Genomic DNA, 21,716 nt, shown 5'->3' with positions numbered 1-21,716 from the left:
CCGACCCTGAATCAGGAAGCGAAAAGCATGATGAATCAAACAGATACTTCAAAATTCCCGCGGTATGACAAATTGATAACCGACGCACGGGTTCACTCATCGCTCTATACGGATGAGAAAGTCTTTGAAGACGAATTGAACAAGATTTTTCGGATGGGTTGGGTATTTATCTGTCACGATTCTGAAATTCCGAACGCCGGGGATTTTGTCAGACGTAATGTCGGCCGGGAGCCGGTGTTCGCCATCCGGTCGCGTGATGGCGAAATTTCCGTCATCGTGAATCGTTGCGCGCATCGCGGCAACATTATCTGCCAGGAAGACAAAGGTAACACGAAAGCGCTCGTATGCCAGTATCACGGCTGGGCGTATGACACCAAAGGCGCTCTTGTCGATGTCCCGTATCCTGGAGGATTCAAAGGGGATTTCTCCTGTCATGGGCTGGAGCGGCTTCCGCTTGTTGATAGTTACCAAGGCTTTGTTTTCGCGTCATTCAATGAGAATGCGCCGCCCCTCCTCAATCATCTGGGGCGCGCAACGGAACTTATTGACCGGGCCGTTGAAATGTCGCCTGTTGGACGAATTCGACTCTCAGGAGGGTGGGTCCGACACCAGTTGAACTGCAACTGGAAAATGCTGCCCGAGAACGACACTGATGGTTATCATGTCAACTTTGTCCACCCCTCATTTGCGCAGGCGATTCGTTCCAATTATGACGAAGCGGTGCTTGACGACGAGGAGGGCCTGAAGTCGCTGGCGAAAGACTGGGGCAACGGTCACACGGAGTTGTTTTTCTCGCCGTCCTATACGAGACCGTTGGAATGGTTCGGTTGCGCGGAAGATCGCCACCCGGCTTACACAAAGGCGTTGCTGGCCGCGTATGGCGAAGAAAAAGGCGGCCGCATTTTGAGGGATGGGCCGCCTCATGCGGTCATTTTTCCAAATCTGTTTCTTGGCGAAATGAACATCGTACGTTTCGAGCCGGTTGCGCCGGGGGTTTGTCTTCATGTTCATACTCCGATGTATCTCGAAGGAGTTGAAGATGACGTCAACAAACGAATTTTGCGCCAATCCGAAGGCGCTCTCGGGCCGACCGCATTTCTGCTCGCCGATGACTGCGTTATTGCCGAGCGCGCTCAAAACGCTCTTCAAGGCAAGGGGCGCTGGCTTGACCTCAGTCGCGGCGCTGAGCGGGAAGTTGTGGCTGATGACGGCGTGATTTCCAGCCATCTTACCGACGAGACTCCAAACCGAGGTTTCTGGCGTCACTATCGAAGCGTTATGCATCCGGGCGCGCCGACATCCGGCGTAAGCGCTGTCGCATAGCTAAAAAATACTCAGAAATCGGATTTGAAATTGCAAGAAACGTGGCGTGGATATGATTTCCGTTGAAGATCGACTTGAAGTTGAAGCATTTCTATTCAAGGAGGCGCGGCTGGCCGATGAGTCGCGCTATTCGGAATGGGAGGCGCTTGTCGATGACGATATGCACTATTGGGTTCCCCTGCAGGAGTCTCAGGAGCCGGATTCTGATCAGGTTTCTATATTAAACGACAATCGCACGCGCCTGGCTACGCGCATCCGTCAATTGAACACTGGCGTGCGTCATGCGCAATTGCCCCCGTCGCGCATGCGTCGCTCGATTTCAAATATCGAGATAGAAAAAACGGGAGCTGACGAGTATGTCGTCAGGTCAAATGTCGTTCTCTATGAGTTCCGTCGGCAGGCGACAAAAGAACTCGAAGTCTGGCCTGCGCGCGTGGAGCACAAGCTCAGACGGAAAGATGGCGAACTGAAGATGTTCAGCAAGCATATCTTTTTACTGAATTCAGAAGGTTCCGTCCGCGGATTGTCTTTTATAATATGAGCGTCCGAAAGGTTCAATGATTAGGCATGAATGTGGCCAGGAAACGTTCTGCGACAGCGGCTGTTATTGGGCTCGGTGAAAGTACGTTTTCGCGGAAGTCCGACAAGACGGCGCGCGCGCATGCGGTTGACGCTTGTCTCGGTGCAGTCTCGGATGCTGGTCTCAAAGTCGCTGAGATTGACGGCTTGTTGCTGAACAGGAGCCCGATCGAACCCAGTAGTGTGCTGCCGCTGCACCTTAAACGGGATATCGGTCTTGGCGACCTTTCGCTGTTGGCGTCCATTGAGGCCGAAGGCAGTTCCGCCATACAGATGATCCAGTATGCCGCGCTGGCGATTGGCGCTGGAATGGTAGAAAAAGTTCTCTGCGTCTTCGCTGACGCGCCAGTGGGAGCGACCGGAGCGGGGGACGCCTATTCGATCTCCATGAATTTGATTGGGCTTGACGGCTGGGACGAGCGCCATGGGTTGATCGGCGCCACAGGGGGCTTTGCGCTGTCAGTGCAGCGTTACTTTTATCTGTATGGAGCCGACAGCAACGCGCTTTTCGAGGCGGCGGCGGCGGATCGGGAATGGGCGGCGCTCAATCCCAAGGCGTTTCTACGCAAGCCGCTCGATAAGGATGAATACTTCGCCTCGCGCTGGATAGTGGAGCCCTTACGTTTGTTCGATTGCGCATATCCGGTAAATGGCGCTGTCGCTGTAATTGTTTCAAGCGCAGACAGAGCTACAGACGGGCCAAATCCGCCTGTTTACCTGCATGGCTTTGGGCAGGGGCATTCCGGCGCACGAAATTTCGCCGGCGATGAACCGGAAATTCAGACTGGAGCCGAGATTGCCGGTCGCAATCTGTTCGATGGGCTTGGAGCCACCCCAAGGGCTTTCGATTTTTGCGAATTTTATAATCCTTTCAGCATCACGACGATTCTTGCGCTTGAAGGATATGGCTTCTGCAAACCTGGCGAGGGCGCGGACTTCATTGCAGACGGCGCAACACGGCCGGGAGGCAAATTGCCGGCAAACACAGGCGGCGGCCATCTGTCATCCTATTACCTTCAGGGCATGACGCCGGTCCATGAGGCGATTGTGCAGATCCGCGGGCAGGGCGGCGAGCGCCAAGCGCCCTCAACAAATCTTGGTCTCGTGACGGGATTCGGCGGGCGAATGGAGTATCATTCCGCCATGGCTGTCAGTCCGCATAGGGATATTTAATCAATGGGAAGCCGACTTGACGATGAACCAACCAAAGACGTCAACCCTGTCGTAAGCGAAATTCTGCGGCGGGCGAAAACCGGCGAATTGTGCTGTTTGTCCTGCGCTGCTGGATGCGGCGCGACAGATTACGCCGCGCGCATTTGTCCGTTATGCGGCAAGCCGGTTGAATTGCGTCCGGTATCCGGGCGCGGGCGAATCCATTCCTATTCTGTTTTTCACGCGCCGTTCAATTCGAAATTGCCGGCTCCCTACACGGTGCTTCTTGTGGAGCTTGAAGAAGGTCCCCGGTTGGCGGTGGTTTTCGATGGAGAAGGCGGGCCGCCGCAAAAAGTTGGTGATGCGGTCGTGTTCTCCGGGGCGGACGATGGCATCGTTCGGTTCTCGATGGCATGAAAATAAAAAGGGTCGCAATAGACTCGGGAGGAACTGGTGAAACAACATGGGGTAAGCAATCCGTCAGACGGAAGCCGATTTGCGGAGAACATGCGTGCGTATCGTAGCGATCTGGAAATTCTGCCGCGCGATCTCGTGAGGCGCACTGGGTTAAACAATCCAAATAAAGTCGCTTATGTCTGTGGCCATCGGTCTGCGAGCTGGGGTGAAATGCATGCGAATTCCGATCGGCTCGGTGCCGCTCTCTTGGCGAAGGGGATTTCGGTCGGCGACGCCGTCGGGATTGTGGCGCCGGAATGTATTGAAGTGTACGTGCATTTCTTTGCTTGTATGAAGGTTGGCGCCATACGCGTTGGCGTAAATCGTCGATTTGCTGACGCGGAACTGCGGCACGTCTTGGTCGATTCCGGTATGAAATGTCTCTTCGTGCATGCGTCATGCGGCGAAATATTGAAAAATGTTCGGGATGACTTGAAATCTCTGAATATCCTGACTGTCGGGTTCGGCGGCGAACACGATTTCGATGTAGATCTTGAAGCTGTTCTCGGTGAGGCCGACGCCGCTCCTGAGTTGCCATCCCTGTCGGGCCACGACTCGCTAATGTACAGTTATACGTCGGGTACGACGGGTTCTCCGAAAGGGGCGGTATTAACGCACGGGGCGGTTACGTCGACTATTCTTCATGCGTTGGCGGAGTTCGGTTTCGTGCGCGACGACCGGTTTTTCCTGCCGACAGGAAACGCCTGGGTCGCTGTCGTTCTCGCGTTTCTTGGTCTCGGCAACGGCATGACTCACATCATTGCAGATGGCGATTACGATCGTTCGACTTTCTTCGATATCGTCAAAGACCAGAACGTGACAGCGTTTCTGCTCGCGCCCACGATGTTGCACTGGGCGCTTGAGGACAACCGGAAAACGCCATTTGATCTCTCTTCGGTGCGCCTCATCATTTACGGATCTTCGCCGGCGGCGCCCGCGCTAATCAAAAGGGTGCACGAAACATTCGCCAAAGATATGATCAATGTTTATGCACTAACAGAGACAACATGGGGCGGCGTGACGTTTTTATCGCCGGAGGATCACCGCCGCGCATTGACCGATAAACCCGAACTATTGACATCAGTCGGCCGGGTCGCTTCGCATTTTGAGATTTCAATCCGTGCCGAAGACGGCGAGCCCGTCGAGACTGGCGAGCCCGGCGAAATCTGGCTGCGCGGACCGACGATTATGGCGCATTATTTGAACCTTCCAGAACAGACCGAAGAGGTCCTGCGCGACGGATGGTTGCGCACCAATGATGTCGGCCGTCTCGATGAGGATGGATATGTTTACCTCCTTGACCGCCAAAAATTCATGATTGTTTCAGGCGGGGTCAATATCTATCCCGCCGCCGTTGAGGCTATCCTTGTCAAGCATCCGGGCCTCGCAGACATCTGTGTGGTCGGCGTTCCTCATCCAGAATGGGGAGAAGCGGTGGTCGCTGTCGTCCGCAAAAATGAGGGTCATGAAAATCTTACTGGCGGCGACTTGATCGAATTTTGTCGCGACAAGCTCAACCGTCCGTCAACTCCGAAGCATTTTGTTTTTGTGGAAGATGATTTTCCCCGGACTACGAACTTCAAGGTGCGCAAAAAAGAAGTCCAGGCTTTTGTCATGAGCGATCAGGGCGGTCTGCCTTGGGACTGCAGTGAAGGCGCCGGGTGATCGAACGAATGTTATTCAGCATGGAATCTCTGGTTGGTTGTTATGACAGCGCGTAACGGGATCATGAAAATGCGCCGCGATATTGATTTTCGCGCTGCGCATGTCTGCGTCGAGGCGGCTGTGTCACATGGGTTGCGGATTGGCGCGCCGCTTGCGGCGGCGGTGGTTGACGGATCGGCGCGCCTGACGGCGTTTCTTCGTTCCGGGAGCGCTTTCGTCCGGTCGACGGAAATAGCGGTGAACAAAGCGGAGACGGCGGCGGGATTCCGGATGGAAACGGGCGCGCTCTACGGGATGGTAAAGGACAATGCGGCCGTTCTTGAGGGCTTGCGGTCGCTGCCGGGCGCGGCGCTTTTCGGGGGCGGCGTTCCGATCATGTTTGCGGATGAAGTGATCGGCGCGATCGGGGTTTCGGGCGGTTCTGAAGATCAGGATATTGAATGCGCAAGAGCCGGCATTGCGGCGATCGAAGCGCTTCTGGCCGGCGAATCGCAGGCATTCGGAAATGAACGAGGCCTGGCTGATGACTGAGCGTCAGGAATTTTTGCATTTTATAGACGGGGCCTATCGGCCAAGCGCGTCCGGGAAGACGTTTCCGGTTGTGGCTCCGGCGACCGGCGAAATTTACGCCGCGGCGCATGAGGGCGGCGAAGCGGAAGTGAACGCCGCGGTGTCGGCGGCGCGGTCTGCGTTAAACGGCGCATGGGGCGCGTTGAGCATTGCGGACCGTACGGATCTGGTCATTTCGGTTGCGGATGAAATTAACGCGCGGTTTGACGACTTTCTGGAAGCGGAAATCATCGACACCGGTAAGCCGAAGTCACTTGCTTCGCATATCGATATTCCGCGCGGCGCGGCGAATTTCAAAATGTTCGCTGACACGATCCGGACGATTTCGGGGGAAGCGTTTGAGACAGCGACGCCCGACGGCGCGGGCGCGATCAATTATTCCGTACGCAAGCCGCGTGGCGTGATTGCAGTCATTTGTCCGTGGAATTTTCCGCTTTTGCTGATGACGTGGAAGGTCGGGCCGGCGCTGGCTTGCGGCAATACGGTTGTTGTCAAACCGTCGGAGGAAACGCCCGCGACGGCGACGCTGCTCGGCGAGGTGATGAACAAGGTGGGCGTGCCAAAGGGCGTCTATAATGTCGTTCACGGCTACGGACCGGGATCGGCGGGCGAATTCCTGACGTCTCATCCCGGCGTCGACGGCATTACCTTCACCGGAGAGACGCGCACCGGCGAGGCGATTATGAAAGCTGCGGGAACAGGCGTGCGTCCGGTATCGCTGGAGCTTGGCGGCAAGAACTCGGCGATTGTGTTTGCGGATGCTAATCTCGACAAGGCGATCGAAGGGACCATGCGCTCGGTCTTCGCCAATTGCGGTCAGGTTTGTCTTGGTACGGAGCGTGTTTATGTCGAACGACCTGTTTTCGACGAGTTCGCTGCGCGCCTTAAGGCGGGTGCGGAAGCCCTGAAAATCGGCGGTCCTTTTGAAGAGGGGGTGAGCCTCGGACCGCTGATCAGCGCCGAGCATCTGGACAAAGTGTTATCTTACTACAAATTGGCGAAACAGGAAGGGGCGCAAGTGCTGACCGGCGGCGGTCGCCTTGCGCTCGGCGGTGCGACGAAAAACGGTTTTTTTGTCGAGCCGACGATCTGGACGGGCCTGACTGACGAGTCTCGTGTGATGCGAGAGGAAATATTCGGACCGTGTTGTGCGTTGGCGCCATTCGATGATGAAGAGGAAGTTATCGCGCGGACGAATAACACATATTATGGCCTTGCGGCGTCGGTCTGGACCGATAATCTCTCGAGAGCGCATCGTGTTGCGCGCCGGCTAGAGGTGGGCGTTTGCTGGGTGAACAGCTGGTTCCTGCGGGATTTGCGGACAGCATTCGGCGGCGCCAAGGCCTCCGGGGTTGGTCGCGAGGGCGGCGTGCATTCGCTTGAATTCTACACTGAGCTTGAAAATATCTGCGTGAAATTGTGAACGGGCGGGTGGCATGACGGACAGCATACGGACTGCGGCGGATCGGCTTTGGCGCGCAGCTGAGTCCAAGGAGCCATGCGCGCCGGTGCGCGATTTGATCGGCGAGCTTGAGATCGGCGAGGCCTACCAGGTTCAGGAGATCAACACGGCGCGTCGCCTTGAGGCGGGGCGCCGGCTTGTCGGGCGTAAGACAGGACTGACGGCGAAGGCGGTGCAAGCCCAGCTTGGCGTTGACCAGCCCGATTACGGGATGCTGTTTGACGACATGGACATGCCGCTTGGGTCGGAGATTTCAGTGTCTGCGGTGATGCAGCCGAAGGTCGAGGCCGAAATTGCCTTCATCATGGGCGATGATCTGAATGATGAAAGACTGACCGCTGCGGATATTACCGCGTCGGTCGCCTATGCCGTGGCGGCGATCGAGATCGTCGGCAGCCGGGTGAAGGGTTGGGACATTCGCATTCACGACACCATTGCGGACAACGCCTCGAGCGGGGTGTTTGTGCTGGGTGATGCGCCGCGGCGTCTTTCCGAGATCAATTTGCGGCTGTGCGGGATGGTGATGGAGCGGCGGGGCGAGCCGGTTTCGGTCGGGGCGGGCGTGGCGTGCCTGGGCAGCCCGGTGACGGCGTGTCTGTGGCTGGCAAAGGTGATGGCGCGTGAGGGCCGGCCGCTTGTCAACGGCGATATTGTGCTGACTGGAGCCTTGGGTCCTATGGCCGGTGTGGAAGCAGGCGATGCGGTGACAGCGCGGATCAACGGGCTTGGTTCGGTGACGGCGTTTTTTACGGACTGACAGGAAGGGCGAGTTGAATGGCAGGTAAAGTGAAATGTGCGATTGTCGGGTCCGGCAATATCGGCACCGATCTGATGATCAAGGTGATGCGAACGTCGGATGTCCTGGAGATGGGGGCGATGGTCGGCATCGATCCGGATTCTGACGGACTGGCGCGGGCGAGGAAGCTGGGCGTTGCGGCGACCCATGAGGGCATGGACGGCCTCGTCAAGATGCCGGTGTGGAAGGACATCGAGGTTGTGTTCGACGCGACGTCGGCGAAGGCGCATGAATACCATAACGAACTTTGCAAGCGCGACGGCAAGCGGATGGTGGACCTCACGCCGGCGGCGATCGGCCCATACTGCATTCCCGTCGTGAACGCCGGGGAGCATCTCGACAAACAGAATGTCAATATGGTGACGTGCGGCGGTCAGGCGACGATCCCGATTGTGCATGCGGTGCGGCGGGTGTCGCAAAGCGTTCCCTATGCGGAGATTGTGGCGTCTGTTTCTTCGAAGTCGGCAGGACCAGGCACGCGGGCGAATATCGATGAGTTCACCGAGACGACGGCGAAGGGCGTTGAGGTGTTGGGCGGCGCCGAGCATGGCAAGGCGATCATCATTCTCAATCCGGCCGAGCCGCCCCTGATCATGCGCGACACGGTTTACGCCTTTTCAGTGGGCGGCAAGGAAGCGGAGATCGAGAAGTCGGTCGAAGATATGGTCGCCGCGGTCCAGGAATATGTGCCGGGTTATCGTCTCAAGCAAAAAGTGCAATTCGAGCGTTTCGGCGGCAACCGTAAGCTGAAGATCCCGGAACTTGGCGAATATGAAGGCGTTAAGGTGACGGTGTTCCTGGAAGTGGAGGGGGCGGCCCATTACCTGCCGGCTTATGCGGGCAATCTGGACATCATGACCTCGGCGGGCCTGACAATCGGCGAGCGCATGGTGAAGCATCTGGCGGAGGCGGCGGCGTGAGCGGGCTGATCATGGATCCGACGAAGGAAAAAATCTACGTGCAGGATGTAACGCTGCGCGACGGCATGCATGCGATCCGCCACCTTTACGGCATCGATCATGTGGCAAAAATTGCAAAGGCGCTGGACGAGGCCGGGGTAGATGCGATCGAGATCGCCCATGGCGACGGGATTCGCGGGTCGAGCTTCAATTACGGGTTCGGCGCTCATACGGACTGGGAATGGATCGAGGCTGTCGCCGACGCAGTCGACCGTGCCGTGGTGACGACGCTGATCCTGCCGGGCATCTGCACGATCACCGATCTGAAGCGGGCCTATGAGCTTGGCGTGCGTTCGGTGCGGGTGGCGACCCATTGCACGGAGGCCGACGTCGCCCGCCAGCATATCGGCGCGGCGCGTGATCTTGGCATGGACACCATCGGCTTTTTGATGATGAGCCATATGGTCGAGCCGGAAAAGCTCGCCGAGCAGGCGCTTTTAATGGAAAGCTACGGCGCGCAATGCGTTTATGTGACCGATTCCGGCGGCGCGCTTGATATGGACGGATACGCGGCGCGGTTCGAGGCCTACAACAAGGTCCTCAAGGACGAGACCGAGCGGGGCGTGCACGCCCACCACAATCTGTCGCTCGGCGTCGCCAACTCGATTGTCGCGGTGCAGAAGGGCGCCCGGCGGGTTGACGCCTCGCTGGCGGGCATGGGCGCGGGCGCGGGCAATGCGCCGCTGGAAGTCTTTGTTGCGGCGGCCGACCGCAAGGGCTGGAACACCGGTTGCGACGTCTTCAAGCTGATGGATGCGGCGGAAGATCTTGTGCGACCCTTGCAGGACCGTCCGGTGCGGGTCGACCGGGAAACCCTGATGCTCGGTTATGCGGGCGTTTATTCGAGCTTCCTGCGTCATTCGGAAAAAGCGGCGGAAGAATACGGCGTCGACGTGCGCGACATCCTTGTCGAGCTGGGGCGTCGCGGCATGGTCGGCGGCCAGGAGGACATGATCGTCGATGTCGCGCTTGATATCCTGAAAGAGCGCGAGCAGGCGGGAGCGGCGTAGATGGCCGGTCTTGAGGAACTGGCCGTGATTGTCGACGAGGCGCAGCGCGCGGCGCGCGCGATCCCGCAATTGACCAAAGACCATCCAGACCTGTCGGTGTCGGACGCTTATGCGATCCAGGCCCTGTCGGTGGCGCGGCGGATCGCGCGCGGCGAGAAGCGCATCGGCGTCAAGATGGGGCTGACCAGCCGCGCGAAGATGATCCAGGTCGGCGTCGAGGAAGCGGCCTGGGGACGGTTGACCGACGCGATGCTGCTGGAGGAGGGCGGCGTCCTGAAAAAATCCGCTTTCGTGCATCCGCGGCTTGAGCCGGAAATCGTCTTCCTCCTGAAGAAACGGCTCTCGGGCAAGGTGTCCGCGCTGGAGGCGATGGCGGCGGTTGAGGCGGTTGCGCCGGCGATGGAGGTGATCGACAGCCGTTACGAGAACTTCAAGTTCGCACTGCCGGACGTGATCGCGGACAACACCTCGTCGTCGGGGCTCGTGATCGGCGCCTGGCGCCCGCCGGAAATCGACGTCTCCAACCTTGGCATGGTGCTGTCAGTGAACGGGCGGCCGAAAGAAATCGGCTCGTCCGCGGCTATCCTCGGCCACCCATTGCGCTCGCTTGTGGCGGCCGCACGTATGAGCGCGGAATGGGGCGAGGCGCTGGAGCCCGGCCATATCGTCATGGCCGGAGGGGCGACGGCGGCGCATCCCGCCAGCATCGGAGAGACGATCAGCCTTGAGGTGCAAAATCTCGGCGGCGTCTCGATCAATGTGGAGACGTAAGGTCTGTGCCGATTATTGACGTCACCATGCTGGAAGGACGCACGGCGGAAGAAAAGGCGACATTGATCCGTGAACTGACCGATGCGGCGGTGCGTGCGGTCCATGCGCCGATCCAGTCCGTGCGCGTCATTATCAGGGAAGTGCCGCCCGAACACTTTGCCGCCGCGGGCGTTTCGAAAGCGGAAGAACGCGCAAAACTAGCAAGCGGCGATGCAAAAGGATAGAAAAATGAGTCACAATCCCGAAATCGGCAAGTCCATCGACGCTGGCGGCGTTAAGACCAACTATCATGATCTGGGCGAGGGACGCCCGGTGATCCTGATTCACGGCTCGGGGCCTGGCGTGACGGCCTGGGCGAACTGGCGGCTCAACCTGCCGGTGCTGTCGGAGCGCGTGCGTGCAATTGCGCCGGACATGCTGGGCTTCGGCTACACAGAGCGGCCGGCGGACGGCGTTTACAATATGGAGCGCTGGCGCGGGCATCTGATGGATCTTGCCGACGCCCTCGGCCTTCAGGAATTTGATATTATCGGCAACTCTTTCGGCGGCGCGCTCGCGCTCTCCATGGCGGTTCATCATCCGGACCGCGTCCGGCGCATGGTGTTGATGGGAGCGGCCGGCCTTGAATTCGAGCTGACCGAAGCGCTCGACAAAGTGTGGGGTTATGAACCGTCGGTAGAGGCGATGCGTGCGATGCTTGACATCTTCGCCTATGACAACTCGCTCGTCTCAGACGAGCTTGCCGAAATGCGCTACCGGGCGAGCATCCAGCCGGGCTTTCACGAGGCCTTCAGCGCCATGTTCCCGGCGCCGCGCCAACAGCACATCACCGCGCTTTCAACGCCGGAAAAAGAAATTGCGAAGATCGCCTGCCCAACGCTAATCCTGCACGGGCGTGAAGACCGTGTTCTGCCCATGAGCAACAGCCTGCGGCTGTTCGATCTCATCAGGACGTCCGAAGTTCATCTGTTCGGCAAATGCGGCCATTGGACCCAGATCGAGCACAAGGACCGGTTCAATCTCCTGGTCTCTGACTTCCTTGCGCGGGAGTGACGACGGATTGACTGATCGTGCGTCTCTTCCTCCACTAGCTGATGGAATCCGGATATCGTGACTGACACAACAATCAACATCGACGTACTGATAGCGGGCGCCGGCCATGCCGGGGCGCAGGCTGCGTTGATGCTGCGCAAGCTTGGATATGCCGGCGCGGTCGCGCTGGCGGGGGCGGAGGCTGATCCTCCCTATGAGCGTCCGCCCCTATCCAAGGCCTATCTGGCTGGCGAGGAGCCTTTCGAGCGCATGATGATGCGCCCGAAGGAAGCATGGGCCGAGCTGAATATCGATCTGCTTCCCGGGCGCAAGATCGTCTCGGTCGATCCTGCGGCACATGAAGCGCGCTGCGAGGATGGCGAGAGGATTACTTACGGCAAGATGATCTGGGCGGCGGGCGGCACGCCGCGGCAGCTGCCGGCGCCGGGCGGCGACTTTGCCGGGATCCATGTCATCCGTACGCGTGCGGATGTGGATGCTATCCGCGCCGGGCTCGACAGCGCCGGGAACATTGTCATCATCGGCGGCGGGTATATCGGTCTTGAAGCGGCGTCGGTGCTGGTCGGCATGGGCAAACGCGTCGTCGTCCTCGAAGCCCAGGAGCGGCTGCTGGCGCGGGTGGCGGGACCGGCGCTGTCGGCTTTTTACGAGAAGGAGCATCGCAGGCGGGGCGTCGACATCCGGCTCGGCGCAAAAATCGAAGCGATCATTGAGAAGGGCGGCCGCCCTGCGGGGGTGCGCCTTGCCGGCGGCGCCGACCTGCCGGCGGACCTTGTGATCGTCGGGATCGGCATCGCCCCGGAGGTCGAGCCGCTGATCGCGGCGGGCGCCGAAGAGGCGCTCGGCGGCGTGAAGGTCGATCAATTTTGCCGCACCAGCCTGCCGGACATCTACGCCGCCGGCGATTGCGCCGCGCACGCGAACCGCTACGCCGGCGGCGCGGTCATCCGCCTTGAATCGGTGCAGAACGCGCATGATCAGGCGGCTGTGGCCGCTGCGTCGATCGCAGGGGCTGCGAAACCCTACGACGCCGTTCCCTGGTTCTGGTCCGATCAGTACGACCTCAAACTGCAGACCGCCGGGCTTTCATCCGGCTATGACAGGGCGGTCCTGCGCGGCGATCCCGACAGCCGCTCCTTCTCCGTGGTCTATCTGAAGGACGGCCGCGTCATCGCCCTCGACTGTGTCAACGCCACCCGCGACTATGCGCAAGGCCGGCGCCTCGTGGCCGCCGGCGGCGCGTGCGACCACGAAACCATCGCAGACCCAGGCGCGCCCCTATTCAAACCGGCCGCTAGAAAAGGGTGAGCTAAGAGGCCGATTAATAGGAAAAGGCGCCGCCATAATCGCCGATTACAGTTTGTATAGAGAATAATCGTTAAAGCTTAAAAACGTCAAATGGTGCGCTTCGCTACGATTGGACGGCCGCGCCTGTTTCTATCAGCCTCTCGATTTTTTCATCTGGAACGCCCCAATCCGACAGAGCAGAACGCGTGTCAGCGCCGAGAATGCTTGGTTCGTGATGGATCGCGCCCGGCGTTCGCGAAAACCGCGGCGCCGGCGAAGGCTGAACACCAAATTTGGTGTGCGCAAACGTGCCGCGATGCGCATTGTGCGGCGCATCGGGCGCTTCGGCGAGTGTGTGCACAGGCATAATACAAGCCTCGGCGTCGTCAAACGCGCGTACCCAATCCGCACGTGTTTTGGCAGCAAAAATTGCGTCTAGACGTTCGATCATCTTTGGCCATTTGGCGGGGTTATGCTGTGACGCGAACAAGGGATCATCAGTAAGTCCGAGAACGCCGATGAAGTTAGAATAAAATTTCGGTTCGATAGCGCCAACACAAATGAATTTGTCGTCGTTTGTCTTGTAAACACGATAAAATGGAGCGCCGCCGTCAACGAGATTGGCCTCACGCTGATCGCGCCACAGGCCGACGTTAAACAACGAATATGTGAGCGCCATGTTCATTGCTGTACCGTCGATCATAGCCGCATCGACGACCTGTCCTTTTCCAGAGTGATTCGCTTCAAAGAGCGCGCAGACGAGGCCGAAGGCGAGCAGCATCCCCCCGCCTGCAAAATCGCCGACCAGATTTAACGGAGGAAAGGGTCGTTCCGCAGGCCCTGTCGCGTGCAAGGCGCCCGTCAGCGCAATGTAATTGATATCGTGCCCGGCTGTTTGAGCGAGCGGCCCATCCTGTCCCCAGCCGGTTATCCGGCCATAAACGAGCGCTTCATTCGCGGCTAAACATTGCGCCGGCCCAAGGCCGAGCCGCTCCATTACCCCGGGACGGAACCCTTCAATCAGCCCGTCGGCCTGCTGGCACAAATCGAGGATGACATCGACGGCCGCCGGATGTTTGAGATCAAGCGCAATAGAACGCCGGTTCCGGTTCAATATATTCTTGTCGTAGTCCAGTGGTGGGGATTCGTCATTTTCCTGCGTGCGGTCGATCCGAATGACTTCGGCGCCCATATCGGCGAGCATCATTGCGCAGAAAGGCCCGGGCGCAAGACTTGCAATCTCAATTATTCGGACGCCTTTCAAAGGCCCGGATGCGAAAGTTTCATAATCCACGGGAAATCCCTCTCATCAATCAGGCCGTTACAGTGACTTCAGCCAAGGAACGGTTGATAGTTGTCGGAAAATATATCCCGCCCGATTATGAGTTTCATGATTTCCGAGCTTCCAGCAAGGATTCTATTGATGCGTGCGTCAGTAAAACGCCGACAGATTTCAAACTCACGCATATATCCGGCGCCGCCATGCAACTGAACACCCTCGTCAACGACCCGCCATTCAAGTTCGCTGGTCACCAGTTTCAGTGCTGCAGCCTCGGGCGGTGATAAATCGCCAGCATTGTGTTTTGCAACGCAATGGTCGAGATAGCATTGAACAGCTTGAAGTTGAGCATGTAATTCGGCAAGCTTGAACTGAGTATTTTGCATGTCGGCGATACGTTTGCCGAATGCTTTGCGATCCATCACATAACTTCTTGTCAGGTCAAACGCCCTGTGCGCATTGCACATATAGCTAACAGATCCAATAAGGCGCTCCTCGACGAGGCCCTGCATGAGATATTGAAATCCTTTTGTCGGATCACTCAAAACATTTTCCTTCGGCACTTTCACGTTGTCAAAAAAAAGTTCGGCCGTGTCTTGAGCAACGAGCCCCATTTTTTCGAGGTTCCGCCCGCGTCGAAAGCCTTCCATGTCGCGCTCCACGCAGAGTAGCGCCATGGAGTGACGATCGTCAGTGTCGCCTGATTTTGCCGCCACTATGACCAGATCGGCATTGATCCCGTTCGAGATATAAATCTTAGACCCATTAAGGAGGAAATGGTCGCCCTTGTCCTCAACGGTGGTGCGCATCCCCGACAAATCGCTTCCGGCGTCTGGCTCCGTCATCGCGATGGCCAGAATAGATTCGCCGGAAACACACTTCGGCAGGAAGCGCTCTTGTTGCTCTGATGAGCCAAACCGCTTCAGATAGGGCCCGACCATCCGGCTGTGCAGCGTCGGAAACCATTCGCCGCAGTCTGCGCGCGCCACTTCTTCCATAATGATTTGCTCATAGCGGAAATCGGATTCGCCGATGCCGCCAAAGTCCTCATCGGCCCAGATCAGAAGGAAACCGTTTTCGCCGGCTTTGCGATAAATTTCACGATCGACGATGCCGTCCTTCCTATATGATTCCATATTCGGCGCCACTTCCCGCTCGAGAAAGCGACGAAAAGAAGCGCGAAATGACGATTGCTCATCGGTGAAGTTACGCATGACGTTAGCCTTAAGTTTAGGGTTTCTGCAGGGATGATGCGCTTTTCGGTGCCTGGGCTATTTGCCGTAATCGTCGTCCGGCCCGATCGGCGTCAGCCGTTCGCGCAATTTTGGTTTGACGATCTTGTCGAGAGTGGCGCGTGGAAAATCGTCCACGAAAATGACTTCCCGAACGACCTTGAAATCCGCAAGGTCTCGCTTGCATGCGGCAATAATGCCATCACGAATTTCATCCCTGTCTCCAGGTTTCGGGATCGCAAAAACAACGGGCACTTCATCGAGCATGTAATGCTTGCGGCCGACAACCGCACATTCTTCAATGAGTCCTGTTTTCATAATGACAGTTTCGATTTCCGACGATGCGACATTCTCCGCGCCGACTTTCAGCATATCCTTGTCGCGTCCGAGAAAGTAGAGATATCCGTCATGGTCGATGGAAATCATGTCGCCGGTTTTCAGCCAGCCTTCCGCATCAACGGCGTCACGGGTGGCTTCTGGATCGTTAAAATACTCTTTGAACAAAGAGACGCCGGGAACGCCTCGCACAAAAAGCGTTCCTTGTTCGCCGGGTCCGACCGGATTGCCATTTTCGTCGCGCACTTCTATATCGTAGCACGGTGCGGACCGGCCAATTGATCCTTCGGGTGGGGGCTGATGAAAGTTTGAAATAATCCCTTGTGTGATTGTTTCCGTCATGCCCCAAGCGCAAACTACGTCGATGCCAAATTTCTGACAAAGCGGCGTTGAATAACCGCCGATCATCCAAAAGCGGTAGTCATGGTTTTTTGGCGCCTCGCGTTGCATCAGCGGGTATACGAGGAATGGGATTACAAATGTCCAGGTGCATTTGTTCCGGATCGATACGTCCCAAAAACGCGAAACAGAAAGGCGCGGTTGCAAGACGATTGTGCCACCAACCCACAAAGTTGTCATCGTGGAATAAGAAACGGCGTTGATGTGGAATAGAGGAGAGAAGACGAGGGCGATATCTTCACTTGAAACCAAGAAGTTCCGTGCATTCATTTGCGCCCCCCAGATAAAATTGCCGTGGGTGAGGAGCACTGGTTTCGGCCGAGACGTTGTGCCCGACGTGAATTGAATGAGAAAATCCGCGCTGGCGTCCGGCGCACGTTTCGGTGGCGTCGGCCGCGGTGAAAGACAGCTGTCGAAGGGGATGTAATCAGAAGCGTCGAATTGAGACGCCGCAGCGCCGGAATTATCCTCGGTGACGATTATGAAATTCAGGCTGGGCGCTGATTCAGCGATCAGCGATGCAAATGCGGGTTGAGTGATTGCGGCTGTTATGCCGGCTGCATCGACATAATATTCAATATCGCGCGCAACCGATCGGGTGTTTGTTGTGACCGCCACAGCGCCGATGCGCGCGCAGGCGAAAACAGCTATCAGAAATTCTGGACAGTTTTCCATATGGACCAGCAACCGATCGCCCGCGGCGACGTCGCGCTCTAGAAGAGCCGCTGCGAATCGATCAGCACTCTCCCGTATTTCGGAATAGGTCCAGCTTTTTGGATCGCCTTCAAATGGCTCCCACACCAGAAAAACTTTCTCCGGCGTTCGCTCCGCCCAACGGTCCAGCATCCAAGCGACATCCTGACCGTGAACCATCAGCCGCTGTGCTTCCGCGATTGCGTCGAGTATTCTTTTTGGGCTGGTCGACGTGCGGTTAAGCATCTTATGAATTCTCCCAAGGCAGTTTATCGCTGTCTTTTTGTGCGCGGTTTCCTTGATCCACTTTGTAATTGCTCGCTGTTAAATTTGATATACGAAAATCTGATATCATCTATCGATCTTAGCGTGTTGCTCCAGACCGTAAGTGCGCATGATTATTTCTATAAGTCGTTCGAGAAATATCATTATTGTGCAGCGCAACAAAACGCACTTTTGCACAATATGTAAAACATAACGCGGCGGCGAAACATTAAAAAGCAATCGGGAGGGATACTCATGTTTTGGCACAAAAGGGCGGCTGCGTTACTGGCGTCGGTTTCGGTTTCGACAATTGCATTCGCGGCAACAGCGTATGCGCAACGGGCTTCAGATGCGTTGACGGACGAAATTATTGTAACGGCGACTAAGCAGGTCGGCGGCGTCGCCGCACAGGACGCGCCGATTGCAATCTCTGTCTATGGGGAAGAGCAGCTTGAAGCGTTGCGGGTGAGCGATCTTGAAACGCTTAGTTACAGTCAGCCGAATGTGTCGCTTGAAGATGTCGGATCCATACAAGGCACGGCGAATTTCTCGATCCGCGGGCTGGGCATAAACAGTTCAATCCCTTCGATTGATCCTACAGTAGGCGTTTTTGTCGACGGGGTTTATCTCGGCACGACCGCCGGTTTGCTCTTCGATACATTCGATATGGAGGCGATTGAGGTATTGCGGGGCCCGCAAGGAGTTCTTTTCGGACGCAATGTTACCGGCGGCGCGGTGTTGATCCGGACGAAACGCCCGACAGATGAGTTTGAGGCAAGCGCGCAAGGCGCGTGGGAAACCGGCTTGAACCAGGTGTACCAGGCGTCTGTTTCAGGGCCGATCGTTCCTGGGGTTCTGAAAGCGAAAATTGCTGCCTATTACAAAAATGATGAAGGTTTTTGGACAAACGAGCTTGATGGTTCTAAGCTGGGCGAAGTGGAAACGATTGTTGTACGTCCGGTCGTCGAATTCACGCCGAGCGAGAATGCTGAATTTATTGTACGCTATGAACATGGAGAATCCGAAGGCCACGGAACAATCGCGCAAAACAGGGCCCTGTTCGAACGGGGCACCGACCGCGTAACGACGGACGCGCCAGGGTTCATGGATCATGAATGGGACCAGGTGAGTGCGGAAGCCAATATCGACGTCCCGTTCGGCGATGGCGTAATCACGAATATCTTTGGCTGGCGTCAATATAGTTCAGCATCGCAAAGTGATTTCGACGCCACGACCTTGAACTTGTTGCTTTTCGGGGAGATCACCGAGCAAGAGCAGTTTAGCAACGAACTTCGATACTCAGGCCGGTTCTTCGATCGTCTCAATTTCACGCTTGGGGGATTCTGGTTCGATCAGGAGCTGAAGTATCAGGAAACGCGCTTTTTGTTCCAGGATCCCAGCCTCGCGCCGGCACAGGCGATAGGGGCGGTGCCCGGACCTCTCTCCTTTTACGGAGGCGGCATCCAGAACCATCAAGTCCTCGGCGTTTTTGGACAAGCAGCGATCGATTTGACTGACGCCCTGACGCTCGACCTTGGTTTGCGCTGGAGCCACGAGGAAAAGTATGTGCAACTGGCTACGATCGTGCCGGGGCCGGCTTCTCCGGATTTGTGGAGCATCCCCGCTGGGGCCTGTAATATCCATGCAGATGATTGCTTCTTCAATTTAAACGCCGATCCCACATTCGATCCGGAGGAAGATTGGAGTAACCTGTCTCCTAAGATTGGCTTGCGGTATTCCATTGCAGATAATGCGCGGCTTTATGGCCACTGGAGCCGCGGCTTCCGTTCCGGCGGATACAATCTGCGCAACACTGTGCCGACGGCGTCGCCCGGTCCGTTCGCTGAAGAGCAAGTCGATAGTTTCGAGCTCGGATTCAAATCGGAGCCCTTGCCCGGGGCGATATTCAATGCTGCGATCTTTCACACCAGCATTTCGGATATGCAACGTGAGGTCTTGTTGTCAGACCCGATTTTGGGGACGATCCAGATCATCACCAACACTGCGGACGCGAAAATATTCGGGGTTGAGTTTGAAACGCAGTATTCACCGGTGGAAGGGCTGGTCCTGAATGCTTCGGTCGGCCACCTTGACGCAGAGTATACTGACATTCTCTTTGATATAAGCGGCGACGGGGTGGTGAATCAGATGGATCTGGCGCTTGCGCTTCCGCGCGTTCCAAAACTGACTTACAATGTCGGGTTCGTTTATGACCATGATATCGGCAATGCGGGATTTTTGACTGCGCGCGCTAATTTCAATCATCGCGACAGTCAGGCGTTTACAGATAATAATCGCGGAATCCTGAGCGGCGGTGATATGTTGGATGCGTCCTTGTCTTTCACGACAAACGGCGGCGGGCTGCGTTTCTCCATATATGGCGACAACCTGCTCGACGAGATTACGGAGGGTTCGGACTCGCAAACGCCGTTCCCGCCGGGTTCGACGAATGGCAGCCACTCGCCGTTGAATAAGGGCCGCGTGCTCGGGGCTTCGGTTAAAGTGGCTTTGTAGCCGTTCGCAATAGCGGCAAAAAACCAACCGCCAGGGCCTACGCCGCGAACCCGCTTCACGGCGTAGGCAGGCGGAAACGAATTGTTAGGAGATAAAATTTCGTGTCTTTTGAAGGCAAAGTCGCACTGATTACTGGCGCCGGCAACGGGCTTGGCAAATCACACGCACTGATGTTCGCCGGGCTTGGCGCGCGCGTCGTGGTCAATGATTATGGTACAACCGTCCAAGGTGCGGGCGCTGACAAATCGCCGGCCGAGGCGGTGGTTGACGAAATAACGGGCAAGGGCGGCGAAGCCGTCGCGAATACCGACTCTGTTGAATCGGGTGCGCGCCTTGTCGAAACCGCGATGGATGCCTTTGGTCGCCTCGACATCGTGGTTAACAACGCCGGATTTCTGCGCGATATTTCGTTTCATAAAATGCGCGAGACCGACTGGTTTGACATCATCAATGTGCATTTGAACGGCGCATTCAAGGTCAATCGGGCGGCATGGCCGTATATGCGCGAGCAGAATTTCGGACGCATTGTCAATACCGCATCCGCGGCCGGCATTTACGGGAATTTCGGGCAGGTCAATTACAGTTCGGCAAAGCTGGCGCTTCACGGCATGACGCAAGCTCTCGCGATCGAAGGCCAAAAACGCAACATTTTCGTCAATACGATAGCGCCGGCCGCCGCTTCCCGGCTCACTGATACCGTCATCAGCCGGGAGCAGACTGCAGCATTGCGTCCGGAGTTGGTTAGCCCTCTGGTCGGTTACCTTTGCAGCGAAGAAAGCTCGCAGACAGGGGGGCTCTTCGAAGCGGGCGCAGGCTGGTTTGGAAAGCTGCGTTGGGAAAGGAGCCGCGGCGTCACTCTGAAAGGGGAAATAAAAGTTGAAGATATCGCCGCCAATATCGATCGGATCACTGATTTTTCCAACGCAATGCATCCGCAGAATATCGCGGAGGCGTTTGCGCCATTCGGCGAAGCCATGGGCGCTGCCGTCTCTGAACGATAACGACGACGCATTAGTATGATAGATCGCTCATTTATCGGCTTCGAAATGGAGCCATTCGACGCTACCCTTGAAAAGGGACAGATGGAGTTGTTCGCCAAAGCGCTAGGTGAGAAAAACTCGATCTACTGCGACGAGGCAGTCGCCCGTGCTGAGGGGTACGCTTCCATTGTCGCGCTGCCGACTTACTTAATTCGCCTTGGCACGCGGGACGATCTAACATACGGCCTTTTTGACAAACTCGGCATTGATCTGGCGAAATTGTTGCATGGTGAGCAGGAATTCATCCTAGAACGCCCCTTGTGTGCTGGAGAAAGCTTGCGAGGCGTGAAGAAGATTATCGACATTTTTGATAAAAAAGACGGCGTGCTTGAATTCGTCGTTACTGAAATTCAGTATCATGACGAAAAAGGCCAGTTTGCGGGCACTGATCGGTGCTCGTTCGTAATTCGGAATCGCTGATTTAGGGTGCGAAAACATGAATGAGCAGACGCGCAAACTCGGATCACTGCAGGTCGGCGATACGCTGCCAACGCTTCAAACGGGTTCGATCTCGCGCCACACCATTGCCCTCTATGCAGCCGGTTCGTCGGATCTCAATCCGATTCATACCGATATCGATTTCGCAAAAAACAAGGCGGGACTGTCCGACGTCATCGTGCACGGAATGTTCGTCATGGGATATCTTGCGAAAATCGGAACCGAGAATGCGCCGGCGGGCGCCATTCGCCGGATTAAAACCCAGTTCCGGGCCATGACGAATGTGGGTGACAATCTTCATTGCATCGGTAAGGTTACAGACAAAAAAACTCATGACGGCGCGACGATCTTGACTTGGGCGCTTGCCGCGACGCGCCAGAGTGACGGCGTGGTGGTGGCGACAGGCGAAATTGATATTGCTGTTGGCGCCGCATAGCG

Annotated in this window: 21 protein-coding genes; 18 read left to right on the top strand and 3 right to left on the bottom strand. The window is 56.9% G+C overall.

Features of this window, described 5'->3' with window-relative positions; genetic code table 11:
• The first annotated feature begins 27 nt into the window (after nucleotides 1-27).
• The 14 genes from ACQY5P_RS06255 (at nucleotide 28) to ACQY5P_RS06190 (ending at nucleotide 13,104) form a co-directional block, all read left to right on the top strand.
• Nucleotides 28-1,323, top strand: a complete 1,296-nt coding sequence (locus tag ACQY5P_RS06255; RefSeq protein ID WP_207764906.1) for an aromatic ring-hydroxylating oxygenase subunit alpha — start codon at nucleotides 28-30, stop codon at nucleotides 1,321-1,323.
• Between the two features lie 52 nt (nucleotides 1,324-1,375).
• Nucleotides 1,376-1,864 carry an aromatic-ring-hydroxylating dioxygenase subunit beta gene (locus ACQY5P_RS06250; protein ID WP_243396487.1) on the top strand — a complete coding sequence of 163 codons (489 nt, stop codon included), beginning with the start codon at nucleotides 1,376-1,378 and terminating at the stop codon, nucleotides 1,862-1,864.
• 32 nt (nucleotides 1,865-1,896) lie between these two features.
• A complete protein-coding gene (locus ACQY5P_RS06245; RefSeq protein WP_428409885.1) occupies nucleotides 1,897-3,075 on the top strand; it encodes a thiolase family protein in 1,179 nt (392 codons plus the stop codon).
• A 3-nt stretch (nucleotides 3,076-3,078) separates the two neighbouring features.
• Nucleotides 3,079-3,471, top strand: a complete 393-nt coding sequence (locus ACQY5P_RS06240) for a Zn-ribbon domain-containing OB-fold protein (protein ID WP_104831505.1) — start codon at nucleotides 3,079-3,081, stop codon at nucleotides 3,469-3,471.
• Between the two features lie 90 nt (nucleotides 3,472-3,561).
• Complete coding sequence (locus ACQY5P_RS06235; protein WP_104831504.1) at nucleotides 3,562-5,175, top strand: class I adenylate-forming enzyme family protein; 1,614 nt, start codon at nucleotides 3,562-3,564, stop codon at nucleotides 5,173-5,175.
• Nucleotides 5,176-5,244: 69 nt separating this feature from the next.
• Nucleotides 5,245-5,706 (top strand): GlcG/HbpS family heme-binding protein, encoded by a 462-nt coding sequence (locus tag ACQY5P_RS06230; protein WP_207764905.1) that lies wholly within the window; start codon nucleotides 5,245-5,247, stop codon nucleotides 5,704-5,706.
• Nucleotides 5,699-7,168 carry a 2-hydroxymuconic semialdehyde dehydrogenase gene (locus tag ACQY5P_RS06225; protein WP_104831819.1) on the top strand — a complete coding sequence of 490 codons (1,470 nt, stop codon included), beginning with the start codon at nucleotides 5,699-5,701 and terminating at the stop codon, nucleotides 7,166-7,168. The genes ACQY5P_RS06230 and ACQY5P_RS06225 overlap by 8 nt, the downstream gene beginning before the upstream one ends.
• A gap of 13 nt (nucleotides 7,169-7,181) precedes the next feature.
• Entirely contained in the window at nucleotides 7,182-7,964 is a 783-nt protein-coding gene (locus tag ACQY5P_RS06220) for a 2-keto-4-pentenoate hydratase (RefSeq protein ID WP_104831503.1), read from the top strand.
• A 17-nt stretch (nucleotides 7,965-7,981) separates the two neighbouring features.
• Nucleotides 7,982-8,923 (top strand): acetaldehyde dehydrogenase (acetylating), encoded by a 942-nt coding sequence (locus ACQY5P_RS06215; RefSeq protein ID WP_104831502.1) that lies wholly within the window; start codon nucleotides 7,982-7,984, stop codon nucleotides 8,921-8,923.
• 11 nt (nucleotides 8,924-8,934) lie between these two features.
• Entirely contained in the window at nucleotides 8,935-9,972 is a 1,038-nt protein-coding gene (dmpG, locus tag ACQY5P_RS06210; RefSeq protein WP_207764926.1) for a 4-hydroxy-2-oxovalerate aldolase, read from the top strand.
• On the top strand, nucleotides 9,973-10,743 hold the full coding sequence (locus tag ACQY5P_RS06205; protein ID WP_104831501.1) for a 2-keto-4-pentenoate hydratase: 771 nt from the start codon (nucleotides 9,973-9,975) through the stop codon (nucleotides 10,741-10,743).
• Between the two features lie 5 nt (nucleotides 10,744-10,748).
• Nucleotides 10,749-10,967 carry a tautomerase family protein gene (locus ACQY5P_RS06200; RefSeq protein ID WP_104831500.1) on the top strand — a complete coding sequence of 73 codons (219 nt, stop codon included), beginning with the start codon at nucleotides 10,749-10,751 and terminating at the stop codon, nucleotides 10,965-10,967.
• Between the two features lie 4 nt (nucleotides 10,968-10,971).
• Complete coding sequence (locus ACQY5P_RS06195) at nucleotides 10,972-11,796, top strand: alpha/beta fold hydrolase (RefSeq protein WP_104831499.1); 825 nt, start codon at nucleotides 10,972-10,974, stop codon at nucleotides 11,794-11,796.
• 57 nt (nucleotides 11,797-11,853) lie between these two features.
• Entirely contained in the window at nucleotides 11,854-13,104 is a 1,251-nt protein-coding gene (locus tag ACQY5P_RS06190) for an NAD(P)/FAD-dependent oxidoreductase (RefSeq protein WP_207764904.1), read from the top strand.
• A gap of 103 nt (nucleotides 13,105-13,207) precedes the next feature.
• Here ACQY5P_RS06190 and ACQY5P_RS06185 read toward each other — a convergent pair whose 3' ends face one another.
• From ACQY5P_RS06185 to ACQY5P_RS06175, 3 genes are read right to left on the bottom strand one after another with little or no spacing between them, the layout of a single operon-like run.
• The gene (locus tag ACQY5P_RS06185) at nucleotides 13,208-14,377 is read right to left on the bottom strand and encodes a CaiB/BaiF CoA transferase family protein (RefSeq protein ID WP_104831498.1); all 1,170 of its coding nucleotides are present in this window, start codon (nucleotides 14,375-14,377) and stop codon (nucleotides 13,208-13,210) included.
• 38 nt (nucleotides 14,378-14,415) lie between these two features.
• Nucleotides 14,416-15,576 carry an acyl-CoA dehydrogenase family protein gene (locus tag ACQY5P_RS06180; RefSeq protein ID WP_104831497.1) on the bottom strand — a complete coding sequence of 387 codons (1,161 nt, stop codon included), beginning with the start codon at nucleotides 15,574-15,576 and terminating at the stop codon, nucleotides 14,416-14,418.
• A gap of 57 nt (nucleotides 15,577-15,633) precedes the next feature.
• A complete protein-coding gene (locus ACQY5P_RS06175) occupies nucleotides 15,634-17,268 on the bottom strand; it encodes a class I adenylate-forming enzyme family protein (RefSeq protein WP_104831496.1) in 1,635 nt (544 codons plus the stop codon).
• 273 nt (nucleotides 17,269-17,541) lie between these two features.
• Between ACQY5P_RS06175 and ACQY5P_RS06170 the strand changes: the two genes are divergently transcribed.
• From ACQY5P_RS06170 to ACQY5P_RS06155, 4 genes are all read left to right on the top strand, one after another.
• Nucleotides 17,542-19,800: a TonB-dependent receptor gene (locus tag ACQY5P_RS06170; RefSeq protein ID WP_104831495.1), complete on the top strand. Its 2,259-nt coding sequence runs from the start codon at nucleotides 17,542-17,544 to the stop codon at nucleotides 19,798-19,800.
• A gap of 101 nt (nucleotides 19,801-19,901) precedes the next feature.
• On the top strand, nucleotides 19,902-20,801 hold the full coding sequence (locus tag ACQY5P_RS06165; protein WP_104831494.1) for an SDR family oxidoreductase: 900 nt from the start codon (nucleotides 19,902-19,904) through the stop codon (nucleotides 20,799-20,801).
• A gap of 15 nt (nucleotides 20,802-20,816) precedes the next feature.
• On the top strand, nucleotides 20,817-21,260 hold the full coding sequence (locus tag ACQY5P_RS06160) for a MaoC family dehydratase N-terminal domain-containing protein (RefSeq protein ID WP_104831493.1): 444 nt from the start codon (nucleotides 20,817-20,819) through the stop codon (nucleotides 21,258-21,260).
• A gap of 16 nt (nucleotides 21,261-21,276) precedes the next feature.
• The gene (locus tag ACQY5P_RS06155; RefSeq protein ID WP_104831492.1) at nucleotides 21,277-21,714 is read left to right on the top strand and encodes a MaoC/PaaZ C-terminal domain-containing protein; all 438 of its coding nucleotides are present in this window, start codon (nucleotides 21,277-21,279) and stop codon (nucleotides 21,712-21,714) included.
• Nucleotides 21,715-21,716 lie beyond the last annotated feature (2 nt).

The sequence above is a fragment of the Hyphococcus sp. genome, from assembly GCF_965267305.1.
Classification (GTDB): domain Bacteria; phylum Pseudomonadota; class Alphaproteobacteria; order Caulobacterales; family Parvularculaceae; genus Hyphococcus.
Note: the sequence above shows the minus strand (reverse complement) of the source record. Positions and strands in the feature narration are given on the sequence as shown.

Excerpts from the sequence above, each read along its gene's own strand:
- ACQY5P_RS06255 (WP_207764906.1), top strand. The coding sequence starts at position 28 with ATGATGAATCAAACAGATACTTCAAAATTCCCGCGGTATGACAAATTG.
- ACQY5P_RS06250 (WP_243396487.1), top strand. The coding sequence starts at position 1,376 with ATGATTTCCGTTGAAGATCGACTTGAAGTTGAAGCATTTCTATTCAAG.
- ACQY5P_RS06240 (WP_104831505.1), top strand. The coding sequence starts at position 3,079 with ATGGGAAGCCGACTTGACGATGAACCAACCAAAGACGTCAACCCTGTC.
- ACQY5P_RS06235 (WP_104831504.1), top strand. The coding sequence starts at position 3,562 with ATGCGTGCGTATCGTAGCGATCTGGAAATTCTGCCGCGCGATCTCGTG.
- ACQY5P_RS06230 (WP_207764905.1), top strand. The coding sequence starts at position 5,245 with ATGCGCCGCGATATTGATTTTCGCGCTGCGCATGTCTGCGTCGAGGCG.
- ACQY5P_RS06225 (WP_104831819.1), top strand. The coding sequence starts at position 5,699 with ATGACTGAGCGTCAGGAATTTTTGCATTTTATAGACGGGGCCTATCGG.
- ACQY5P_RS06220 (WP_104831503.1), top strand. The coding sequence starts at position 7,182 with ATGACGGACAGCATACGGACTGCGGCGGATCGGCTTTGGCGCGCAGCT.
- ACQY5P_RS06215 (WP_104831502.1), top strand. The coding sequence starts at position 7,982 with ATGGCAGGTAAAGTGAAATGTGCGATTGTCGGGTCCGGCAATATCGGC.
- dmpG (WP_207764926.1), top strand. The coding sequence starts at position 8,935 with ATGGATCCGACGAAGGAAAAAATCTACGTGCAGGATGTAACGCTGCGC.
- ACQY5P_RS06205 (WP_104831501.1), top strand. The coding sequence starts at position 9,973 with ATGGCCGGTCTTGAGGAACTGGCCGTGATTGTCGACGAGGCGCAGCGC.
- ACQY5P_RS06195 (WP_104831499.1), top strand. The coding sequence starts at position 10,972 with ATGAGTCACAATCCCGAAATCGGCAAGTCCATCGACGCTGGCGGCGTT.
- ACQY5P_RS06180 (WP_104831497.1), bottom strand. The coding sequence starts at position 15,576 with ATGCGTAACTTCACCGATGAGCAATCGTCATTTCGCGCTTCTTTTCGT.
- ACQY5P_RS06175 (WP_104831496.1), bottom strand. The coding sequence starts at position 17,268 with ATGCTTAACCGCACGTCGACCAGCCCAAAAAGAATACTCGACGCAATC.
- ACQY5P_RS06170 (WP_104831495.1), top strand. The coding sequence starts at position 17,542 with ATGTTTTGGCACAAAAGGGCGGCTGCGTTACTGGCGTCGGTTTCGGTT.
- ACQY5P_RS06160 (WP_104831493.1), top strand. The coding sequence starts at position 20,817 with ATGATAGATCGCTCATTTATCGGCTTCGAAATGGAGCCATTCGACGCT.
- ACQY5P_RS06155 (WP_104831492.1), top strand. The coding sequence starts at position 21,277 with ATGAATGAGCAGACGCGCAAACTCGGATCACTGCAGGTCGGCGATACG.